At 35.1% G+C, this 18050-nt stretch carries 19 protein-coding genes; 14 read left to right on the top strand and 5 right to left on the bottom strand.

Going from position 1 to position 18050, the window contains the following annotated elements:
- Positions 1 to 66: 66 nt before the first annotated feature.
- Complete coding sequence (gene nagA, locus OL233_RS04020) at positions 67 to 1212, top strand: N-acetylglucosamine-6-phosphate deacetylase (RefSeq protein ID WP_275471075.1); 1146 nt, start codon at positions 67 to 69, stop codon at positions 1210 to 1212.
- 29 nt (positions 1213 to 1241) lie between these two features.
- Here the strand turns inward: nagA and OL233_RS04025 are convergent, their stop codons facing one another.
- Together OL233_RS04025 and OL233_RS04030 are read right to left on the bottom strand one after the other, a co-directional pair.
- On the bottom strand, positions 1242 to 1634 hold the full coding sequence (locus tag OL233_RS04025; protein ID WP_275471076.1) for a hypothetical protein: 393 nt from the start codon (positions 1632 to 1634) through the stop codon (positions 1242 to 1244).
- 10 nt (positions 1635 to 1644) lie between these two features.
- Positions 1645 to 2511 (bottom strand): DNA/RNA non-specific endonuclease, encoded by an 867-nt coding sequence (locus OL233_RS04030; protein WP_275471077.1) that lies wholly within the window; start codon positions 2509 to 2511, stop codon positions 1645 to 1647.
- A gap of 150 nt (positions 2512 to 2661) precedes the next feature.
- Between OL233_RS04030 and OL233_RS04035 the strand changes: the two genes are divergently transcribed.
- Positions 2662 to 3363: an ABC transporter ATP-binding protein gene (locus tag OL233_RS04035; protein WP_275471078.1), complete on the top strand. Its 702-nt coding sequence runs from the start codon at positions 2662 to 2664 to the stop codon at positions 3361 to 3363.
- A 10-nt stretch (positions 3364 to 3373) separates the two neighbouring features.
- The gene (locus OL233_RS04040) at positions 3374 to 6100 is read left to right on the top strand and encodes an FtsX-like permease family protein (protein WP_275471079.1); all 2727 of its coding nucleotides are present in this window, start codon (positions 3374 to 3376) and stop codon (positions 6098 to 6100) included.
- A 15-nt stretch (positions 6101 to 6115) separates the two neighbouring features.
- Here OL233_RS04040 and OL233_RS04045 read toward each other — a convergent pair whose 3' ends face one another.
- Both OL233_RS04045 and OL233_RS04050 read right to left on the bottom strand, forming a co-directional pair.
- Positions 6116 to 6712 carry an FUSC family protein gene (locus tag OL233_RS04045; RefSeq protein WP_275471080.1) on the bottom strand — a complete coding sequence of 199 codons (597 nt, stop codon included), beginning with the start codon at positions 6710 to 6712 and terminating at the stop codon, positions 6116 to 6118.
- Complete coding sequence (locus OL233_RS04050; protein ID WP_275471081.1) at positions 6702 to 7343, bottom strand: hypothetical protein; 642 nt, start codon at positions 7341 to 7343, stop codon at positions 6702 to 6704. Before OL233_RS04050 ends, OL233_RS04045 begins: the two co-directional genes overlap by 11 nt.
- Before the next feature lie 147 nt (positions 7344 to 7490).
- Between OL233_RS04050 and OL233_RS04055 the strand changes: the two genes are divergently transcribed.
- On the top strand, positions 7491 to 8450 hold the full coding sequence (locus OL233_RS04055) for an aromatic acid exporter family protein (protein WP_275471082.1): 960 nt from the start codon (positions 7491 to 7493) through the stop codon (positions 8448 to 8450).
- A gap of 37 nt (positions 8451 to 8487) precedes the next feature.
- Here OL233_RS04055 and OL233_RS04060 read toward each other — a convergent pair whose 3' ends face one another.
- Entirely contained in the window at positions 8488 to 9447 is a 960-nt protein-coding gene (locus OL233_RS04060) for a Gfo/Idh/MocA family protein (protein WP_275471083.1), read from the bottom strand.
- 134 nt (positions 9448 to 9581) lie between these two features.
- On the opposite strand from OL233_RS04060, the gene OL233_RS04065 reads away from it, so the two are divergent.
- The 10 genes from OL233_RS04065 to OL233_RS04110 all read left to right on the top strand — a co-directional run bounded on the left by OL233_RS04065 (position 9582) and on the right by OL233_RS04110 (position 17937).
- Positions 9582 to 10109 carry a hypothetical protein gene (locus tag OL233_RS04065; protein WP_275471084.1) on the top strand — a complete coding sequence of 176 codons (528 nt, stop codon included), beginning with the start codon at positions 9582 to 9584 and terminating at the stop codon, positions 10107 to 10109.
- Positions 10110 to 10138: 29 nt separating this feature from the next.
- On the top strand, positions 10139 to 10987 hold the full coding sequence (locus OL233_RS11400; protein ID WP_275471085.1) for a M15 family metallopeptidase: 849 nt from the start codon (positions 10139 to 10141) through the stop codon (positions 10985 to 10987).
- A gap of 12 nt (positions 10988 to 10999) precedes the next feature.
- The gene (locus OL233_RS04075; RefSeq protein WP_275471086.1) at positions 11000 to 11608 is read left to right on the top strand and encodes a glycoside hydrolase family 73 protein; all 609 of its coding nucleotides are present in this window, start codon (positions 11000 to 11002) and stop codon (positions 11606 to 11608) included.
- A 142-nt stretch (positions 11609 to 11750) separates the two neighbouring features.
- The gene (locus OL233_RS04080) at positions 11751 to 12326 is read left to right on the top strand and encodes a xanthine phosphoribosyltransferase (protein ID WP_126831381.1); all 576 of its coding nucleotides are present in this window, start codon (positions 11751 to 11753) and stop codon (positions 12324 to 12326) included.
- 174 nt (positions 12327 to 12500) lie between these two features.
- On the top strand, positions 12501 to 13652 hold the full coding sequence (locus tag OL233_RS04085; RefSeq protein ID WP_275471087.1) for an ATP-grasp domain-containing protein: 1152 nt from the start codon (positions 12501 to 12503) through the stop codon (positions 13650 to 13652).
- The gene (gene purB, locus OL233_RS04090; protein ID WP_275471088.1) at positions 13653 to 14951 is read left to right on the top strand and encodes an adenylosuccinate lyase; all 1299 of its coding nucleotides are present in this window, start codon (positions 13653 to 13655) and stop codon (positions 14949 to 14951) included.
- 72 nt (positions 14952 to 15023) lie between these two features.
- Entirely contained in the window at positions 15024 to 15695 is a 672-nt protein-coding gene (locus OL233_RS04095; RefSeq protein ID WP_275471089.1) for a GntR family transcriptional regulator, read from the top strand.
- Positions 15696 to 15743: 48 nt separating this feature from the next.
- Complete coding sequence (locus OL233_RS04100) at positions 15744 to 16664, top strand: aldo/keto reductase (RefSeq protein ID WP_275471090.1); 921 nt, start codon at positions 15744 to 15746, stop codon at positions 16662 to 16664.
- A 66-nt stretch (positions 16665 to 16730) separates the two neighbouring features.
- The gene (locus OL233_RS04105; protein WP_275471091.1) at positions 16731 to 16982 is read left to right on the top strand and encodes a hypothetical protein; all 252 of its coding nucleotides are present in this window, start codon (positions 16731 to 16733) and stop codon (positions 16980 to 16982) included.
- Between the two features lie 25 nt (positions 16983 to 17007).
- Positions 17008 to 17937 carry a LacI family DNA-binding transcriptional regulator gene (locus OL233_RS04110; protein WP_275471092.1) on the top strand — a complete coding sequence of 310 codons (930 nt, stop codon included), beginning with the start codon at positions 17008 to 17010 and terminating at the stop codon, positions 17935 to 17937.
- Positions 17938 to 18050 lie beyond the last annotated feature (113 nt).

Consider the following 18050-nt stretch of genomic DNA (forward strand, 5'->3'; position numbering starts at 1 on the left):
ACAATTTAGTCAAATGAGCGTAATTTATAGACATGAGAACGTTATCTTAAGAAAGAAGGATTAACAATGACACAGTATATAAAAGCAGACAAATTCTTTTTAAAAAGTGGTCAAGTAGGCCCAGGATTTTTAGAAATTAATGATGGTAAATTTGGTTCTTTTACAAAAGAAGTCCCAACAAATGCAGATGTAATCGATCACTCAGGTAAATGGATTGCACCAGGTTTAGTAGACACACACATTCATGGCTACATGAATCATGATGTGATGGACAATGATGCAGAAGGTATTAAAGTCATGTCAGAAGCGTTACTATCATGTGGGGTAACGTCATTCTTACCAACAACTTTAACATCATCACGTGAGTTATTAACAAAAGTAGCTCGCACGATTGGTGACGTTCATGAAGACGTTGAAGGGGCTAAAATTCAAGGGATTTATTTTGAAGGTCCTTTCTTTACTGAAAAATACAAAGGGGCTCAAAATCCAGGCTATTTCTCAGATCCAAGTCTAGAAATCTTCAATGAATGGCAAGATGCTTCAGGCGGGATTATTAAGAAAATCGCTTTGGCTCCAGAACGTGAAGGCGTATCAGAATTCGTTAAAGAAGTGACAAGTCAAGGTGTAGTTGTCGCTTTAGGTCATAGTGATGCGACTTTAGAAGAGGCGCAAAAAGCTGTCGAAGCAGGCGCTAGTGTCTTTGTTCATGCGTTTAACGGAATGCGCGGCTTACACCATAGAGAACCAGGGATGGTAGGGGCTACTATGACGCTACATGATGTGTATGCGGAGTTGATTTGTGATGGGCACCACGTTCACCATAAAGCAATGGATGTTTTAGTTAAAACAAAAGGTCATGACCATATTGCTTTAATTACAGACTGTATGATGGCTGGCGGAATGCCGGATGGTGAATATATGTTAGGTGAATTCCCAGTAGTTGTAGCTGAAGGTACAGCTCGTATGAAAGAAGGAAACCTAGCAGGTAGTATCTTAAAACTTAAAGAAGCTCTTAAAAATGTAGTGGATTGGGGAATGGCAACACCAGAACAAGCTGTGATGATGGCCAGTCTTATTCCTGCAGTGAGCTGTAATATTGATGATAAATGCGGAATGATTGCCGCTGGCAGAGATGCTGATTTTATCGTGTTAACACCTGAATTAGAATTAGAAGCGACATACCTTGATGGAGCGTGTCGTTACGAAGCATAAAAAAAAGAAGCCTATAGAGGCTTCTTTTTTTAGTCGTTTTTAATATCTGGTAAGATATCTGATGCTAAGAATCCTTGTTCGAACGCTACAAAGAACTCGATAGCAGATAAGTCGTAAACTTCTACGTCATCAGCTATTAATCCTTTTTCCATAACATAAATTTCAGTATCACTAGCTAAAATAAAGTCGCCATCGATAGTCATCGCAACGACATGAATATCATCAGTGAAAAAGTCAGGATCAATAGTTAAGTCACTGTCCATAGCTTGTAGAGATGATAAAAAACGACGATTAATAACAGTTTGATCGAAAATGAAAAAATCCTCATCTGTTGTTTTATGTTCAAGTTGTATAAAATTAATAAAAGTATGAACAGTTGAATCGGGTATAAAATCTGCGAGTTGTTTAAAAGTTAATGTCATATGAAATCTCCTATTTGGTATTTAAAATTTTGATGTTGAAGTTGATGAGTTTTCCGTTACCAATACTTTGAGCTTCCATTAGAATTTCAGTTGGAATAGGTTCTTGTTTGTCGTAAACAGGGATAACACGGTAGCGCACGGTATCTCCTTTACCAACTGCCCAACGAATCATATTTTCATAATCAGTCATAAGAGGGCTGTTAACAGGTTCTTGATACATAGTAACTAAGTTTTTCATATCATCACCACTCCCACCAAATTGACGACCAATTAAATGGCCTCTAGAGTGACCATAAGGTTCTAGACCGGATTTAAATCCAGGCGGGCGAACTTTAGGATTTGCTTTTGTACCAGTGTTAATCATCTCTTTATTGATAACAGCTTCTGCTTCAGTAGCACGGCCTTGTTTGTCTAATGGTTCATAGTTAACCCAGCCTTTTTTTACAAAGTTTAATTCGTCTTTTGTAAATGTTGCTTTACCGAGTTCGATGATACCAGGATTGTCCCCCATAACAGTGCCATCATTTGAATGATCAAATGGAGGTTGCTCTTTATTGTAATCGTGACGAACCCAATCATTATTTTTAGTATTAGATTTTTGTTGGGGTGAATTATTTTTTTTATAGGTATCATTTTTACGATACGATTGTTTCTGTGACGAGTTATTAGATTGACGTTGCTCTTGCTTAGGTTTGAATGTGTCTTGAATAAAGTCAGTCGAACTAATTCCGGCAGCACCTAAAGCAAGAGCTAAGGCTGTTGCAAATGTTTTTGAACGTGTGACTTTTTTATAGTCAAATTTTCTAGGTTGTTGTTTATTATTCTTATTAGGACGATTATGTTGCTTGTTATTATTTGAATTATTTTGATGTGTCATAGTTTCCCTCATTTCTGTTTACTTATTATACGTGAGTTTGTAAAAGAACTCAAAGAAAAAATGAAAGAGTATTTGAACAAAAAACTTCTTTTTTTTAGTTATATGGTAAAATATAGAGGACAGAATAGACTGTGTTAAGGAGTGAAGTAGATGAGTTACGTACAATTAAAGGAGGTTTCTAAGTATTACGAAATGGGAGAAACTACCATTATAGCGAATGATGCAATTACTTTTTCGATAGAAAAAGGTGAATTCGTGGTAATCTTAGGCCCAAGTGGTGCTGGAAAATCAACAACTTTAAATATTTTAGGTGGTATGGACAGCTGTGATGATGGCGAAATAATTGTAGATGGTACAGATATAGCATCATTTTCGGATAAAGAATTAACAACTTACCGTCGTTTGGATGTTGGATTTGTTTTCCAATTCTATAATTTAGTGCCAAATCTAACAGCGAAAGAGAATGTGGAATTAGCGTCACAAATTTCACCCAAAGCGTTAGATGTGGATCTAGTATTAGAGCAAGTTGGGCTGACAAATCGTAAAGATAACTTTCCAGCACAATTGTCTGGAGGAGAGCAACAGCGTGTGGCTATTGCTAGAGCTTTAGCTAAAAATCCAAAGTTACTACTTTGTGATGAACCAACAGGAGCTTTAGATTATGAAACAGGTAAACAAATTTTAAAATTATTACAAGATAGTTGTCGTGATACGGGAACTACCGTGGTTGTAATTACACATAACTCTGCGATTGCGCCGATGGCCGATCGTGTTATCAGGATTAACGATGCACAAGTTCGTTCAGTTGAACTGAATGCAACACCTCAACGTGTAGAAGATATTGAGTGGTAGGAGTGAGATGATGAAGAAAAGAGCATTATATAAATCTATTTTTCGTGAGATAAGATCATCTAAAGCACGTTTTTTCTCTATTTTAGGTATTATTCTACTAGGGGTTTGTTTTTATGCAGGGATTAAAGCAACAGGCCCTAATATGCTTAAAACAGCTGACAAGTATTACGCTGATCAACAGTTGATGGACCAGCATATCGTATCTACTTTAGGGTTAGATAAAGCCGATGAAGAGCTAATAAAAAAAAGACCTGAAGTTAAAGACTATTCACTTGAGTATACGAAAGATTTAAGTGTCGCTTCGGTCAATCGTGTTATCAAATTCCAGTCATTAATGGATGGAAAAAATAAAGGTTTAAACAGGTATCGGATTATGTCTGGTCGTCTACCAGAGAAAGATGGAGAAGTTGCTCTAGATGATCTTGCACGCCTTTTAGGGGACTATCAATTAGGCGATAAAGTCGTTTTAAATGATGATGAGGGAACAGCAGACTCAATTAAATTTAAAGAGTTGACAGTTGTTGGATTTGTCAATTCACCGCTATATGTTGAGAATTCTTCTAGAGGGAACACAACAGTGGGGAAGGGGGCAGTCGATTATTTCGCAGTCCTACCTAAAACGAGTTTTAGCTTAGAAAATTATACGGATTTATTCGTAAGATACCGTACTACGGATAAAGAAAAAGCGTATAGTGATGACTATGATAAAGAATTTAAGTCAGCGCAAAAAGGAATAAAAAAAGAATTTGCTAAACGACCAGCAGAACGTTTGAAAGAAGTTAAATCAAAAATTGAAAAGCCGTTACTTGATAATCGAAAGAAAGTCGATAAGGGAAAAAAAGACTTATCAGATGCGAAAGCAAAAGTTGCAGAAGGTGAAACAGCTTTGAAACAATTAAAAGCAAGTGGTTTACCTAATACAGCGGTACAAATGGTGAGTCTGGAAAAAAACCTTGCTAAAAATAAAGAAGTTATTGCTCGTGAAGAGCATAAGATTATCAAAGCAGAAAAAAGTTTAGATGAAAATCAAAAGAAATTAGACGAGATGAAAGAACCGGATTATTTCTTTTGGACTCGTGATGAAAATCCTGGCTATACAGAGTATCAAGAGAATGCAAAGCGTATTTCCTCAATTGCCACTATTTTTCCAGTGTTCTTTTTCCTAATTGCGGCCCTAGTCAGTCTAACGACAATGACACGTATGGTGGATGAAAAGCGTGGTGAGATTGGGACACTGAAAGCATTAGGTTATCGTAATCATGAAATTGCATTAAAGTATATTGTCTACGCGACACTTGCAAGTTTAATTGGAAGTGGTCTTGGACTAGTTATAGGATTTAATGTCTTTCCTAAAGTGATAATCGATGCGTATGGAGCGCTTTATAATTTACCGCAAGCAGAAGTTACTTATTATTTAGGATATTCTATACAGTCAGTTTGTGTGGCATTAGTTTGTACGTTAGTATCAGCCTTGCTTGTTTTGCGCTATGATTTATTTAGCTCACCGGCAAGTTTAATGAGACCTAAAGCACCTAAAGCAGGACAACGTATTTTACTGGAACGTTTGTCATTTATCTGGCGTCGTTTTAATTTTAATCAAAAGGTGACAGCTCGAAATTTATTTAGATATAAACAGCGCATGTTTATGACGATTTTTGGTATTGCAGGGTGTATGGCTTTGATTATTACAGGTTTTGGGTTAAGAGATTCTATTTCTGATATTGTGTCTTTACAGTTTAATAAATTGTGGCACTATCAAGGCATTGTCTCGTATGCTGAGAACCCTTCAAAAAAAGCGGCAGAAGAACTTGAAAAAACACTAGCGGATTTACCTGAAATCAGTGATCGCTTGGTCGTTAGTCAGCAATCGTTTGAAGCTAAAAAAGAAGGAATAGCGACTCAAAAAGTAACCTTAGATGTGCCTAAAGAATTAAATAAGATACCTGACTTTATGTTATTTAATGACCGACTTTCAGGTGAAACTTATGCCTTAGGAAATAAAGGGGTTATAGTCAATGAAAAATTAGCTAAGATGTTAGGCCTAAAAGCTGGCGATACATTGGAATTATCGGATAGCAAAAACAAACGCTATCCTCTGAAAATACAAGCAGTAGTAGAGAACTATGCGATGCATTTTGTCTACATTAGTCCGGAGTATTATACAGAAGTTTTTGGGAAGAAAGCTGTCTATAATTCTGAATTGTTATTATTTAAAGAAAAACTGACACAAAAAATGGAAGATAAAGTCTCTGAGACCCTGATGGAAAATGAAAAAGTAGTGAATGTCAGCTTCTTAAGTCAAACAAGTAGTGCGATGGATGATACGATTTCTAGTTTAAATGTAGTGGTGTGGGTGTTGATTATTTCAGCAGCACTCTTAGCATTTATTGTGTTGTATAATTTAACTAATATTAATATTTCAGAACGTATTAGGGAACTGTCAACGATTAAAGTTTTAGGTTTTTATAATAAAGAGGTTACGATGTATGTGTACCGTGAAAATAATATTTTAACGATTCTCGGCATAGCAGTAGGGTGTCTAGTCGGCAAGCTGCTTCATGGGTTTGTACTCAACACAGCAGAGGTCGATATGGTTATGTTTTCGCCAACAATCCATGTAATTAGTTATGTGTATTCAGCCTTGTTAACGTTGTTATTTTCAACGTTAGTGATGTGGGCGATGCACAGAAAATTGAAACATGTTGATATGATAGAAGCACTTAAATCGACAGAATAAAAAGAAACTCCCTAATCATTTAGGGAGTTTCTTTTTGAATGCTTCATTTTCTTTTCTCAGTTCAACAAGTTGCTTAGCTTGTTCGTCCAATTGCTTCTGCAAGTTTTCTTCTTTTGATGCTGAAATCTCTAGCGGTTCTGGAGGCTTCACAAAACGGTTAACGAGCAGAGCGATACATGTGCCTATTAAGGTATCGACAACACGATCAATAGCATAGCCTATCGTTTGATATTCAGGAATCGTCATGACGATAATTAAAAAAGTAGCAGACGCTCCAATAATGGCTTTATTTAAATTGATAGCATCAGCTGATGTAATAAGAATAGTGAGTAAGACAGGTATTGCGAGTAATTCAACTAAAAAATTATAGTTGAAATAAGCATATAAATAAAAATAAAAAACACCAAGCAATCCGCCCATCAGATTGCCTAAGATACGAGAAGAACCAAAGCTGATGGACTTGGTTACATCTTCACGCATAGAAAAGACAGCTGCTAAAGAGGCGATCATTGGTGTTGGACGGTCTAACAAGTGAAAGAGTAAGATACAAATCAACACTGCCAAAGACGTTTTAAGTGTTCGGTAGCCAAGGCGTACAGAACTAATTGTCATCAGAACTCACCTTACTTTTTTTTGCATTTTTTTCAAATGTTGTAATGAGGTCAGTTGTATATTTGATATTAGCTTGTCCTTCATCCGTAACAAGATAGATGGCACCGTAGTTACGTTCTAAAAGAGCTAGTTTAGAATCTAATTTTTCAGGTAAGTCTGAATAAAATTCTTCTTCCTTATTAAACGTTGTGTCACAATAATTTTTTAATGATTTGTAATTATTGTCGATAATATCAAGACTGTCTGAGATTAATTTTAATTCATCGTTATTAACATCTGCTGCATTTTGTTTAATAATTTTTTCTAACCCTTTTTTCAATGTAATGATAGACTTCTGTTGATCTGTTATTTTATCTTCTAATGTTAAGCGGTATTGGTAGTTTTCAAAGACAAGACCTTCTTGATCAGGAAAAAGTCCTTTTTCAGGTTTGTCCTTCAAGTCAGACTCAAGAGCATCATTGATACGTGTAATTCGGCTACCCATTTCTTTAAAATAATCACCTTGCGTTTTCAAAGCGACTTTTAACTCAGCAACATTATTTTTCGCTTGGTCAAGTTCTTCTGTGATACCACAGCTTGTTAAAATAAAAAGACAACTCATTAAAAGAGCCATTACTATTTTTTTCATCATTCTATTTTACCTCCTAAAATACGTAACTCTATCATAACATAAAAAAATTAGTGGTTAAAATGACAAACAAAAAATTCGGAAAAAAAATAAAATTCATGTTATCCTATCTAAAGAACTGGGGGAATTGAAATGAGAATTTCTATTGGAATGAGAACAATAAAAACAGCGGTAGGATCTGCCATTGCTATTATGTTAGCTCAATTCTTTAATCTTGCAAGTCCAACAGCCGCGGGTATTATCACTTTACTAAGTGTAACAAATACAAAGCGGTCATCATTTGAAACAGGGTTATTTCGAATTGCGTCCTTAGCGTTAGCATGTACCATCAGTTTTTTATGTTTTACATTAATAGGCTACAATGCTATCGCCTTTGGTTTTTATCTTTTATTTTTTATTCCACTAGCAGTTAAAGGCAAGATGTCAGACGGTATACCCGTTAGCTCGGTCCTAGTCACTCACTTTTTAATTGCCAAAGAAATGACAATAGGGTTGTTACTAAATGCTTTCTTACTATTATTTATTGGTGTAGGGATTGCTTGGCTGGCTAATTTATTTATGCCTGATGTAACGAAGGAATTAAAAGAAAGTCAAAGTATTATCGACGATAAAATCAGACAGCTTTTGGTAGGAATGAGCTTTTATTTAAGTGATAAGGATACTGTTGTGGATTGTGATAACTTATTGGATAAGTTAAAAGTAGCTTTGAAACAATCAGAAACTAAAGCAAGGTTGCATGACGAGAATCAGTTATTCTCTGAAGACTCTTATTACTTGGATTATTTTACGATGAGACGCTTGCAAGTCAATATACTATCTAAAATGAATCAAGTAATTAAAGAGATTGAAGTGGAAGATAGTCGCGTAGTTGTAACAGGTGTGGAGCAGTTATTATTGAAAACAGCGAGTTACTTTTCTGAGGAAAATGACGCGAAAGACTTATCAAAGGAGTTAACTGCTGTTCTTGTGGCGTATAGAGAAGCTGATTTACCTCGAACGAGAGATGAATTTGAGCATCGTGCTAAATTATATCAATTATTAAATGAGTTTGAACGGTTCTTAGAATTGAAAACAACCTTCTCTGAAAAACATCCACCACGTCGGCTATAAAAAGAAACAGCCCTATTTAGGGGCTGTTTCTTTTGGTTTAGTTGCGTGAAGCCCACTGAGTAGACATTGTATCTAATAGTGTCATAACATCTTGGGTTAGTTCAAGGGATGTATTTGATTTCTTCCCTTCAATATAATCAATCATGTCTGCAACTTCATAGACTAATGCGTCTTGAGTGTTCCCAACTGTAATTGAATCGCTAGAACCATCTAGATAAGTAAGTGTTGCAGTATCTGCACGAGGATAGTCCGTCACTGTTATATAGGCTTTTTCTAACGCGATAATACATTGTTTGGGCATTTTTGCTTGGAATGTAAGGGCAACGGTTGCCATTTCATTTTGTTTATTTTTAAAAATAGTAACAGATTGTTCATCGACGCCAGTTTCGAATGGAGACATTAAAGAATGAACGTCATTGGGTTGTTCTGATAAAAAGTAACGAACAAATGAAACAGCGTAAGTTCCAATGTCAAGTAACGCACCACCAGCTAAGTCTGGATTGAAGAATCTATTCGTTGCATCTGCTTCTTTATAGCTACCAAAAGAAGCCTGTATCATTTTTAATTGTCCAAACTCATTATTAGCCATACGTTTTTTTAAATTCTCGAAAAGAGGCATGTGAAAAATAGTCATAGCTTCTGCTAAAACTAAGTTTTTCTTTTTAGCTAACGAGACAGCTTTTTCAAGCTCCAAACCGTTTAAAGTAATGGCTTTTTCACACAGGACATGTTTACCGTGGTTAAGAGCGCTCAATATAGAGTCAATATGGTGATTATGAGGTGTTGCAATATATATAATATCAATAGAGTCATCATTGAACAGCTCATCATATGAACCATAAGCTTTTTCAATATCATGTTGGTTTGCAAAATGTTGTGCTTTTTCAAGTGAACGAGAAGCCGCAGCTTTAAGTGTTGCATTTGGATGTGAAAAGCTTTCTGTGAATTGTTCGGCCATTGCTCCTAGCCCTAGGATTGCCCAATTATAATGTGTCATATTATACCTCCTTATGTGTATAGAGAAATTATAACAGAGATTATGATACAGAGATGCTACAAAAAGATTAAAATTCTGTGTAAAGGATGCAATTTTAATTCATTAGATGTAAAATGTAGATTGAGGTGAGGAATATGCATCAAGCAATGGTAGATATTATGACTGATCGTATTTTAAATCAATTTTCATCAGAAGCATTTTTTTGTGAGCATGTTTTAAAGATTGAACAAACAGAGTGGAACGCGTGGAAATTTCACCAAACACCGCTAAAGACTGAAGATATGCAAAAGTTAATGAGTTTATTTTCAGATTATGAGTGGATGTTGATTCAAAAACTAATGAGACAGACATGTCTGTTTCCAGAGAAAAGGCATTATGTTGTGTCGGAGTATAAACGAGTTAAAACATTAATTGCTAAAAAGTGGTTACAAGAAGGTAACGCTCGTATTGAATTAATCAATCGAACGGATCAAAGTCAATCGGAAGGTCCACAAGGTTATAAGGAAATATTTATTTTGAAAGTCTTTCTCCAGTATGAAGTTTGGGGATATGATGATTGTTTAGAATTTTGTTTACCCGCGACCGTTCAAGATCAAATAAAGGATTCTTCAAAAGGACTTTTAGAATGGGTAAATGAAAATTTAGAAGAAGAGTATATGTAGAAAATGCAAGTCAGAAGTGAGGATATGTAGTGAAGACATTTATAAAAAGAAATAAAAAAAACATTTTGGGCATTGCCTCAATCTTAATGGTTATCTTTATGGTAATAACATTCATAAAAACACCTAGTCCGTCAAATGTATATGAAGATGAGCCGGTTGAAGACAAATCGACAGGTTTGAAAGCAGATAATGAAGCTAGTAAGCCTAAATCGTCGAAAGAGCAATCGAAAGATAAAGCAAAAGATACGCAATCTAAGAAAGACGTACCTAAAGACCTCCCAAATGTGAAAACGTCGGATTGGCAATTGGATTTAGTAAATGCAGAGCATCCGATAAGAGAAGAATGTAAAACGTTAACAGTGATGCCGAATGGTTTCGAGATTGACAAGCGAATTGCTCAGGATTATTATGCACTTGAAAATGAAGCAAGAAAAGCAGGGCATCAGATGGTAGTAGTATCAAGTTTTAGATCAGTTGCTCAACAAGAGAAAGTAAAGCAAGATGATATTGCAAAATACATGGCACAAGGTTTTTCAGCAAAAGAATCCAAACAAAAATCGGATGAATATGTAACAGTGCCTGGAACAAGCGAACACCATACTGGTTTAGCCTTGGATGTTATCGATGCACCTTGGTCAGATGGTGGAAACGGTCTTGAAGAAGCATTCTATAATACACCAGGTGGAAAATGGCTAGATGAAAATGTTGAGAAATTTGGTTTTGTTATTCGTTACCCTAAGCATAAAGAAGATATAACTCATATCAATTATGAACCATGGCATATCCGTTATGTAGGTAAAGAAAACGCTAAGTATATGAATGATAAGGATTTAACATTAGAAGAATATGTGGAAGTTTTAAAAGAAGCTAAGAAGTAAGGTGATCATTAGATGGCAAAGTTAAATAAGCGTCGTTCAAAACCTTTAAATCAGCGTCTTTCTTTTTGGATTATGATAACATTAGTGATGGGAGTAGCGTTTTTTGGAGCATTAGCTCTAATCGCTACTCCTTTTAGAAATTTTCAAGAACCTGTTGATCATACGAAGGAAGAATTTATTGAACGGTTAGCTCCCTATGCTCAGACCATTCAACAACGTGAAGGTGTGCTGCCTTCGATTATTTTAGGACAAGCTATTTTAGAATCAGACTGGGGACAAAGTGGTTTAAGTCAATCTTATAATAATCTATTTGGTGTTAAGGCGGGACCGGGAGAGCCATCAGTTGATTTGGCGACTAAAGAATTTGTAGATGGTAAATGGTTTGATATCAATGCCCCCTTTAAAGTGTATCAAGATTGGGAAGCCTCCATGGATGACCATGCTAAATTATTTAAAAATGGTGTAACGTGGAATACTGAGATTTACAAAGGGGTATTAGCTGCTAAAAATTATAAAGAAGCGGCTCACCAACTTCAGTTAGCGGGTTATGCTACTGATCCAGATTATCAAAATAAAATTATAAATGTTATTGAAGCGTACGAGTTATATCAATATGATTAAGATGAAAAGACTATGGAAAGCCTAGTCTTTTTATTTTTCTGAAAACTTACTTGAAAAAGGAGTAACAATAGTGGATAATATATAAAAAGCCTAGCCGATATAAGTAATAATTGGGGCTAAAATATAGGGGGATGTCGTTGACATGCAAATTTTAAGAGACCGTATTATGAAAGATGGAACAGTAATTGGAGATGGTGTATTAAAAGTAGATAACTTTTTAACACACCAAGTAGATCCTGTCTTAATGCAACAAATTGGTGATCATTTTGCTGAAATTTTTAAAGATGAAAAGATTACTAAAGTCGTTACAATTGAAGCTTCAGGAATCGCTCCAGCTGTATTTACTGGATTATCAATGGGAGTACCCGCTATTTTTGCTCGTAAGTCAAAAAGTTTAACAATGAATGAAGAATTATTAACAGCTGAAGTTTATTCATTTACAAAACAAGTAACAAGTCATATTTCAATTTCACAAAAATTCTTATCTAAGGATGATCGTGTTTTAATTATTGATGATTTCTTAGCCAATGGCCAAGCTGCTTTAGGATTAAGTGAACTTTGTCATCAAGCAGGAGCAACAGTTGTAGGTATTGGCATTATGATCGAAAAATCATTCCAAGACGGTCGCCAGTTATTAATTGATGAAGGGTACCGTGTAGAGTCACTAGCACGAGTTGCTTCGTTAGAAAATAACGAAGTTAAATTTGTAGAAGAATAGAAAGATTAGATGGTAGACATTCATTTTAATTAATGGGTGTCTTTTTTTGCTTATTAAGGATGAAAAAAACGTTTAAAGCTTTGACACTGGTGGATTCCCTTGTTAAACTAAATAGAGTAACTTTATATAAATTTAATTATTTATCACGAGATATAAAAGAAAGAAGGGGAAAAAATGTCAGATTTATTTATACCTGGTCAAACAGTGGGCATTATAGGTGGAGGATATCAAGCACGCCTGCTAGGATTAGCGGCGAAAACAATGGGATATCACGTTGGCATATTAGCAGCTGAAAATGATTGTTTGGCATCTGACATTGCGGATTGGCAAGTAGTTGCCGATGTAAATGATGAGATGGGTTTGTTTACCTTGGCAGAAAAAAGTGATGTTATAACAACGACTACTCCAATAGTAACCCCAGCTCTCTTAGAAGGACTAGATGAATATGTTTCTATTCCAGAGTCAATCGAGCTCTTTAAATTTTCACAAGATCGATTATTGAAAAGACTTTTTTTAGAAGAAGCAAATATAAATATACCGCCATATAATGTCATTACTAAGATGACGGATTTAGAGGCGACAGTAGACTCTATTGGATTTCCTTGTGTTCTAAAAACAGTTAGTCCACTGGAGAATGAAGAAGATGAGCTCGTTTTAAATAAAATGGCTGATATGCGTTATGCTATGGAAATGGTTTCGAAACAGACTTGTATTTTAGAGGCAACGATTCCATTTGAAAAAGAAATTATTGTATCTATTGCAGGTAACGGTAACGGAGAATATACGATTTTCCCACTAGTGGATGTCAGTTTAAATTCAGATAATAGAACATTTAGAAGTATTGTTCCAGCAGGAATAGCTGGAGAAATTAAAACAGAGATTAAACGAGTTGTTCAATTAATTGCAGAAACGTTAAGTTTACAAGGGCTACTGACAGTTGAATTATTAGTAACAGAGCATGGTTTGATTTATGTTCACGATTTACAGCACGGTCCCCACCATGGTGGCAATTATACTTTAGAGGGAACGAATTTATCTCAATATGAAGCACATTTACGTGGACTATTTGGTTGGAAATTACCGGAAATTGAGTTAATTAAGTCTGCTGTGTCACAAGAAATTGTAGGAGATAAGATGGTGGATACGATTAGTTGCATTCCATTTTATAACAATTGGTATCACCATTACTATGGTCGCAGCAGTTTTAACCCCGATGAAATTGTCGGGCATGTTACGGTATTAACAGATAGCGTATCAACGACGCTTGAAGAAATAAATAAAACACAAATTTGGGATAAACCGTTTCAAATTAAAGGAGAAAACTAAATGATTGATCGTTATACACGCCCGGAAATGGGAAAAATTTGGACAGATGAAAACCGCTATGATGCTTGGTTAGAAGTTGAAATTTTGGCAAGTGAAGCATGGGCTGAAATGGGAGAAATTCCAAAAGAAGATGTTGAAAAAATTCGTCAAAATGCTAGCTTTTCAGTTCCTCGTATTTTAGAAATTGAACAAGAAACACGTCATGATGTTGTGGCATTTACACGTACAGTTTCAGAATCATTAGGTAATGAAAGTAAATGGATTCATTATGGCCTAACAAGTACAGATGTTGTAGATACAGCATATGGATACTTATTAAAACAGGCTAATGATATTTTAAGAGCTGACTTACAACGTTTTACTGATATTATTGGTGAAAAAGCGAAAGAGCATAAATATACAGTTATGATGGGACGTACACACGGTGTACATGCTGAGCCGACAACATTAGGACTGAAATTGGCGTTATGGTATTCAGAAATGACACGTAATATTGAGCGTTTTGAACATGCTGCAAAAGGTGTTGAAGCTGGTAAAATTAGTGGAGCTGTTGGGACATTTGCCAATACGCCACCAACTGTTGAAGCTTATGTTTGTGATAAATTAGGGCTACGTGCTCAAGATATTTCAACACAAGTATTACCGCGTGATTTACATGCTGAATATGTTTCTGCTATGGCACTTATTGCAACAAGTATTGAAAAATTTGCTACAGAGATTCGTGGTTTACAAAAATCAGAAACACGCGAAGTGGAAGAGTTCTTTGCTAAAGGACAAAAAGGGTCGTCAGCAATGCCACATAAACGTAATCCTATAGGTTCTGAAAATATGACAGGTCTTGCTCGTGTTATTCGTGGACATGTGATTACAGCAATGGATAATATGGTGCTATGGCATGAACGTGATATCTCACACTCATCTGCAGAGCGTATTATTATTCCAGATACAACGATTTTATTAAATTACATGTTAAATCGTTTTGGTAACTTAGTTAAAAACTTAACGGTTTTCCCTGAAAATATGAAACGTAATATGGATGCGACATATGGTTTAATCTATAGCCAACGTGTCCTTCTTAAATTGATTGATAAAGGAATGACTCGTGAAGAAGCCTATGATTTAGTTCAACCTAAAACAGCTTATGCATGGGATAACCAAACACAATTCCGACCGTTACTTGAAGCAGACGAAAAAATTACATCAGTATTAGAGTCGAGTGAATTAGATGAAGCCTTTGATTATAATTGGCACATGAAACACGTCGATACATTATTCGATCGAGTTGGGCTTGGCAAATAAATCTATTTTTAAAACACCTTTTTCTTATGAATGAGGTGTTTTTTTAAGAATGATTTGGAAGGATGATTCAGTTTGAAAACAAATAAAACAGCACGTTCAGTTCAAGAGAAAATTAGACATCAAATTGAACTTGGCATTTTAAAACCGGGCAGTCGTATTATTGAAACAGATATTGCGGAAGAGTTTAAAGTGAGTCGGTCACCAGTAAGAGCAGCATGTGATTTATTAGTAGAAGAAGGTATCTTAACTAAAATTCCTTATCGTGGTTTAATTGTAAACTTACCAAAAATAACAGAAAAAGAGTTTGTTGATAGGCTCGATGTGTTTGAATTGTTAGTGATTCAATATTTCTTTTATTTAGAAAAGCAGTTAATTAACTTACCAGTTAGTGAGATAGAGGAGCAGTTTGAAGCATTGAAAAAGGTCAAGCAATCAGGCGATGTAACGGATATTATAAGACGAGAATTGCTGTTTTTTCAAGTTTTAGTATCGAGTCATAAAAATGTCTATTATCAAAAATTATTAACGACACTTTTAGATGAATTATTAAATTCAGATCCATTATTCTATAGACAGGATAGCGATCGTCTCTCTTTGGTTTATTTTAATTATTTTACGGATATTTGGGAAAGTCTTAAGATAAAGGACTATCCAAAAGCAAGGCGTGATGTTCGCTTATTTATCAATGATGCTAAATTAAATGTTTTAGACCAACAAGAAATTATGGCAAAGTATCGTAATTAAGGGGAAATAAGATTATAATAGAAGTATATTAAAGGAGGGATTTAGGCTATGAATTATTTAAATTTAGGTGGCAATTCAGACTTAAAAGTATCACAAGTGGCATTAGGTTGTATGAGAATGACAAGTTTAAATGAAAAAGAAGCAACCTCATTACTAGAAACAACTGTATCAGAAGGAATTAACTTTTTTGATCACGCAGATATATACGGCGGTGGAGAATGTGAAACTCTTTTTGGAAAGGCTTTAAAAGAAAGTTCAATCAATCGTGATTCGATTTTTATTCAATCAAAATGTGGCATTAGACAAGGCTCATTTGATTTTTCAAAAGAACACATTATTAACTCTGTTGATGGTAGCTTATCAAGATTAGGTGTGGACTATTTAGATGTTTTAGCGCTACATAGACCGGATACATTGGTTGAGCCAGAAGAAGTAGCTGCTGCATTTGATTACTTAGAGCAAAGTGGAAAAGTTCGTCATTTTGGAGTAAGTAACCAAAAACCAATGCAGATTGAATTATTAAAAAAATCAGTGAAACAACCTTTATTAGTCAACCAATTACAGTTTGGTGTGAAAGCATCAGGCTTAGTAGATCAAGGATTTAATGTTAATATGAAAAACGAAGCTAGCTTTGAACACGATGGTAGTGTTCTAGACTACTCTCGTTTACATGATATGACGATTCAAGCATGGTCACCTTATCAGTATGGCTTCTTCGAAGGTGTGTTCTTAGGAAATGAAAAATTCCCAGAATTAAATGCTACAATTGATAAAATTGCTGCAAAATATGGGGTAACAAATACGGGAATCGCTACAGCTTGGATTTCAAGACATCCAGCTAATATGCAAACTATTTTAGGGACAATGAAAGAAAGTCGTGTAAAAGAAGTAGCTTTGGCATCAGATACCGTTCTAACTAGAGAAGAGTGGTATGAGATTTATCGTGCTGCTGGAAATGTTTTACCATAACCGCTTGACCTGAGACGGGTTTCATATTCTATAGTTAACCTATCAATGGGTAGGAGAGTGTTCACTATGGAAGGAACGGTCTTTATAGGGAGTTTGACTAGTGGTTTTAATTCTTATAAGACAACTTGTGCTTATCAGCCGAGTCGTCTTATTTTTTTTAATGCAAATAGAGAGGTAGTCGTTTCAGAAATAAAGCAAGTTGCTGTGACAACAGAAATTATTCAATTTGATTATCAAGGAGAAAAATATTGTTTAACAGCTTATCAAAACGATTTGTTTGAACCACTCAGAAATTATTTATTAGAGGTACTAAATTAATGGTTATTTTAGATGGGGTGAAGAGATGGCGACTATAAGAGATGTTGCAAAGTTATCTGGCTATTCAGTTTCAACGGTTTCAAGAGTGTTAAACAATCATCCTTATGTGTCAGAAGAAAAAAGACAGAGAATAAAAAATGCGATGAGGGAACTTCATTATATTCCCAACAATCAAGCACGTATGTTAAGTTCGGGGCAATCTTTTAATGTAGGTTTAATGGTTCCTAATACAACGAACCCATGTTTTACGCAGATAATAAGTGGCTGTTTATCTGAAGCTGGTAAAGCAGGCTATCGTGTGACTATTTTGCAAACAGATTTTGATAAAGAAAAAGAGCGAAATTATTTACAGCAATTATTATCGAAAGAGTATGACGGCTTAATTATTAGTTCTCATGCTGTTCCTTTAAGTGAAATCGAGACTATTTCAAAACAAGCACCGATTATTTGTTGTGAAAATCCTCAAGATTTAGCTATTTCAGCAGTTTATAGTGAGCGACATCAAGCTTATACTACACTGTTTGAGACGTTAAAGAGTGAAGGGCACGAGTTAGTTGGGTTAGTTCTGAGTCGGACAGAAAAAGAAAGTCCAAGTATGGGAGCGATTGTTCAGGCTTATCGTAGGACGTATGGTGATATTAAAAATGCCTGTGTTTACAGAGAAGCGATGACATACGAAGATGGTTTGTCTGCTGGGGCATATTTTTTAGGAAAAGAGAATCTACCAACTGTTATTATTTGCAATGATGATGAGGTAGCAGCAGGTGTACTTAATGTTTTAGCACCTAATAATACTGTCTTAATAATAGGGCAAGGAAATAGTTTAGTAAGTAAAATAATGACATTACCGACAATTAATCATCATTATTATAAAATTGGTCAAGAAACGTTTAAAAAGCTTTTTAGCGAAACTTTAGACAAAATTGAGTTAAAAAGTGAATTGATTTGGCGATAAATCAGTCTAATGATACTTGGTCCTTTTTTTATCTATCAAAATTATGTTATGATAGATTTATTTTATAAATACTATAGGTATCTAGCATGTGAAAGCATTGAGTTGGTAACCTC

This window comes from Vagococcus proximus (assembly GCF_029143285.1).
Taxonomy (GTDB): Bacteria; Bacillota; Bacilli; order Lactobacillales; family Vagococcaceae; genus Vagococcus_D; species Vagococcus_D proximus.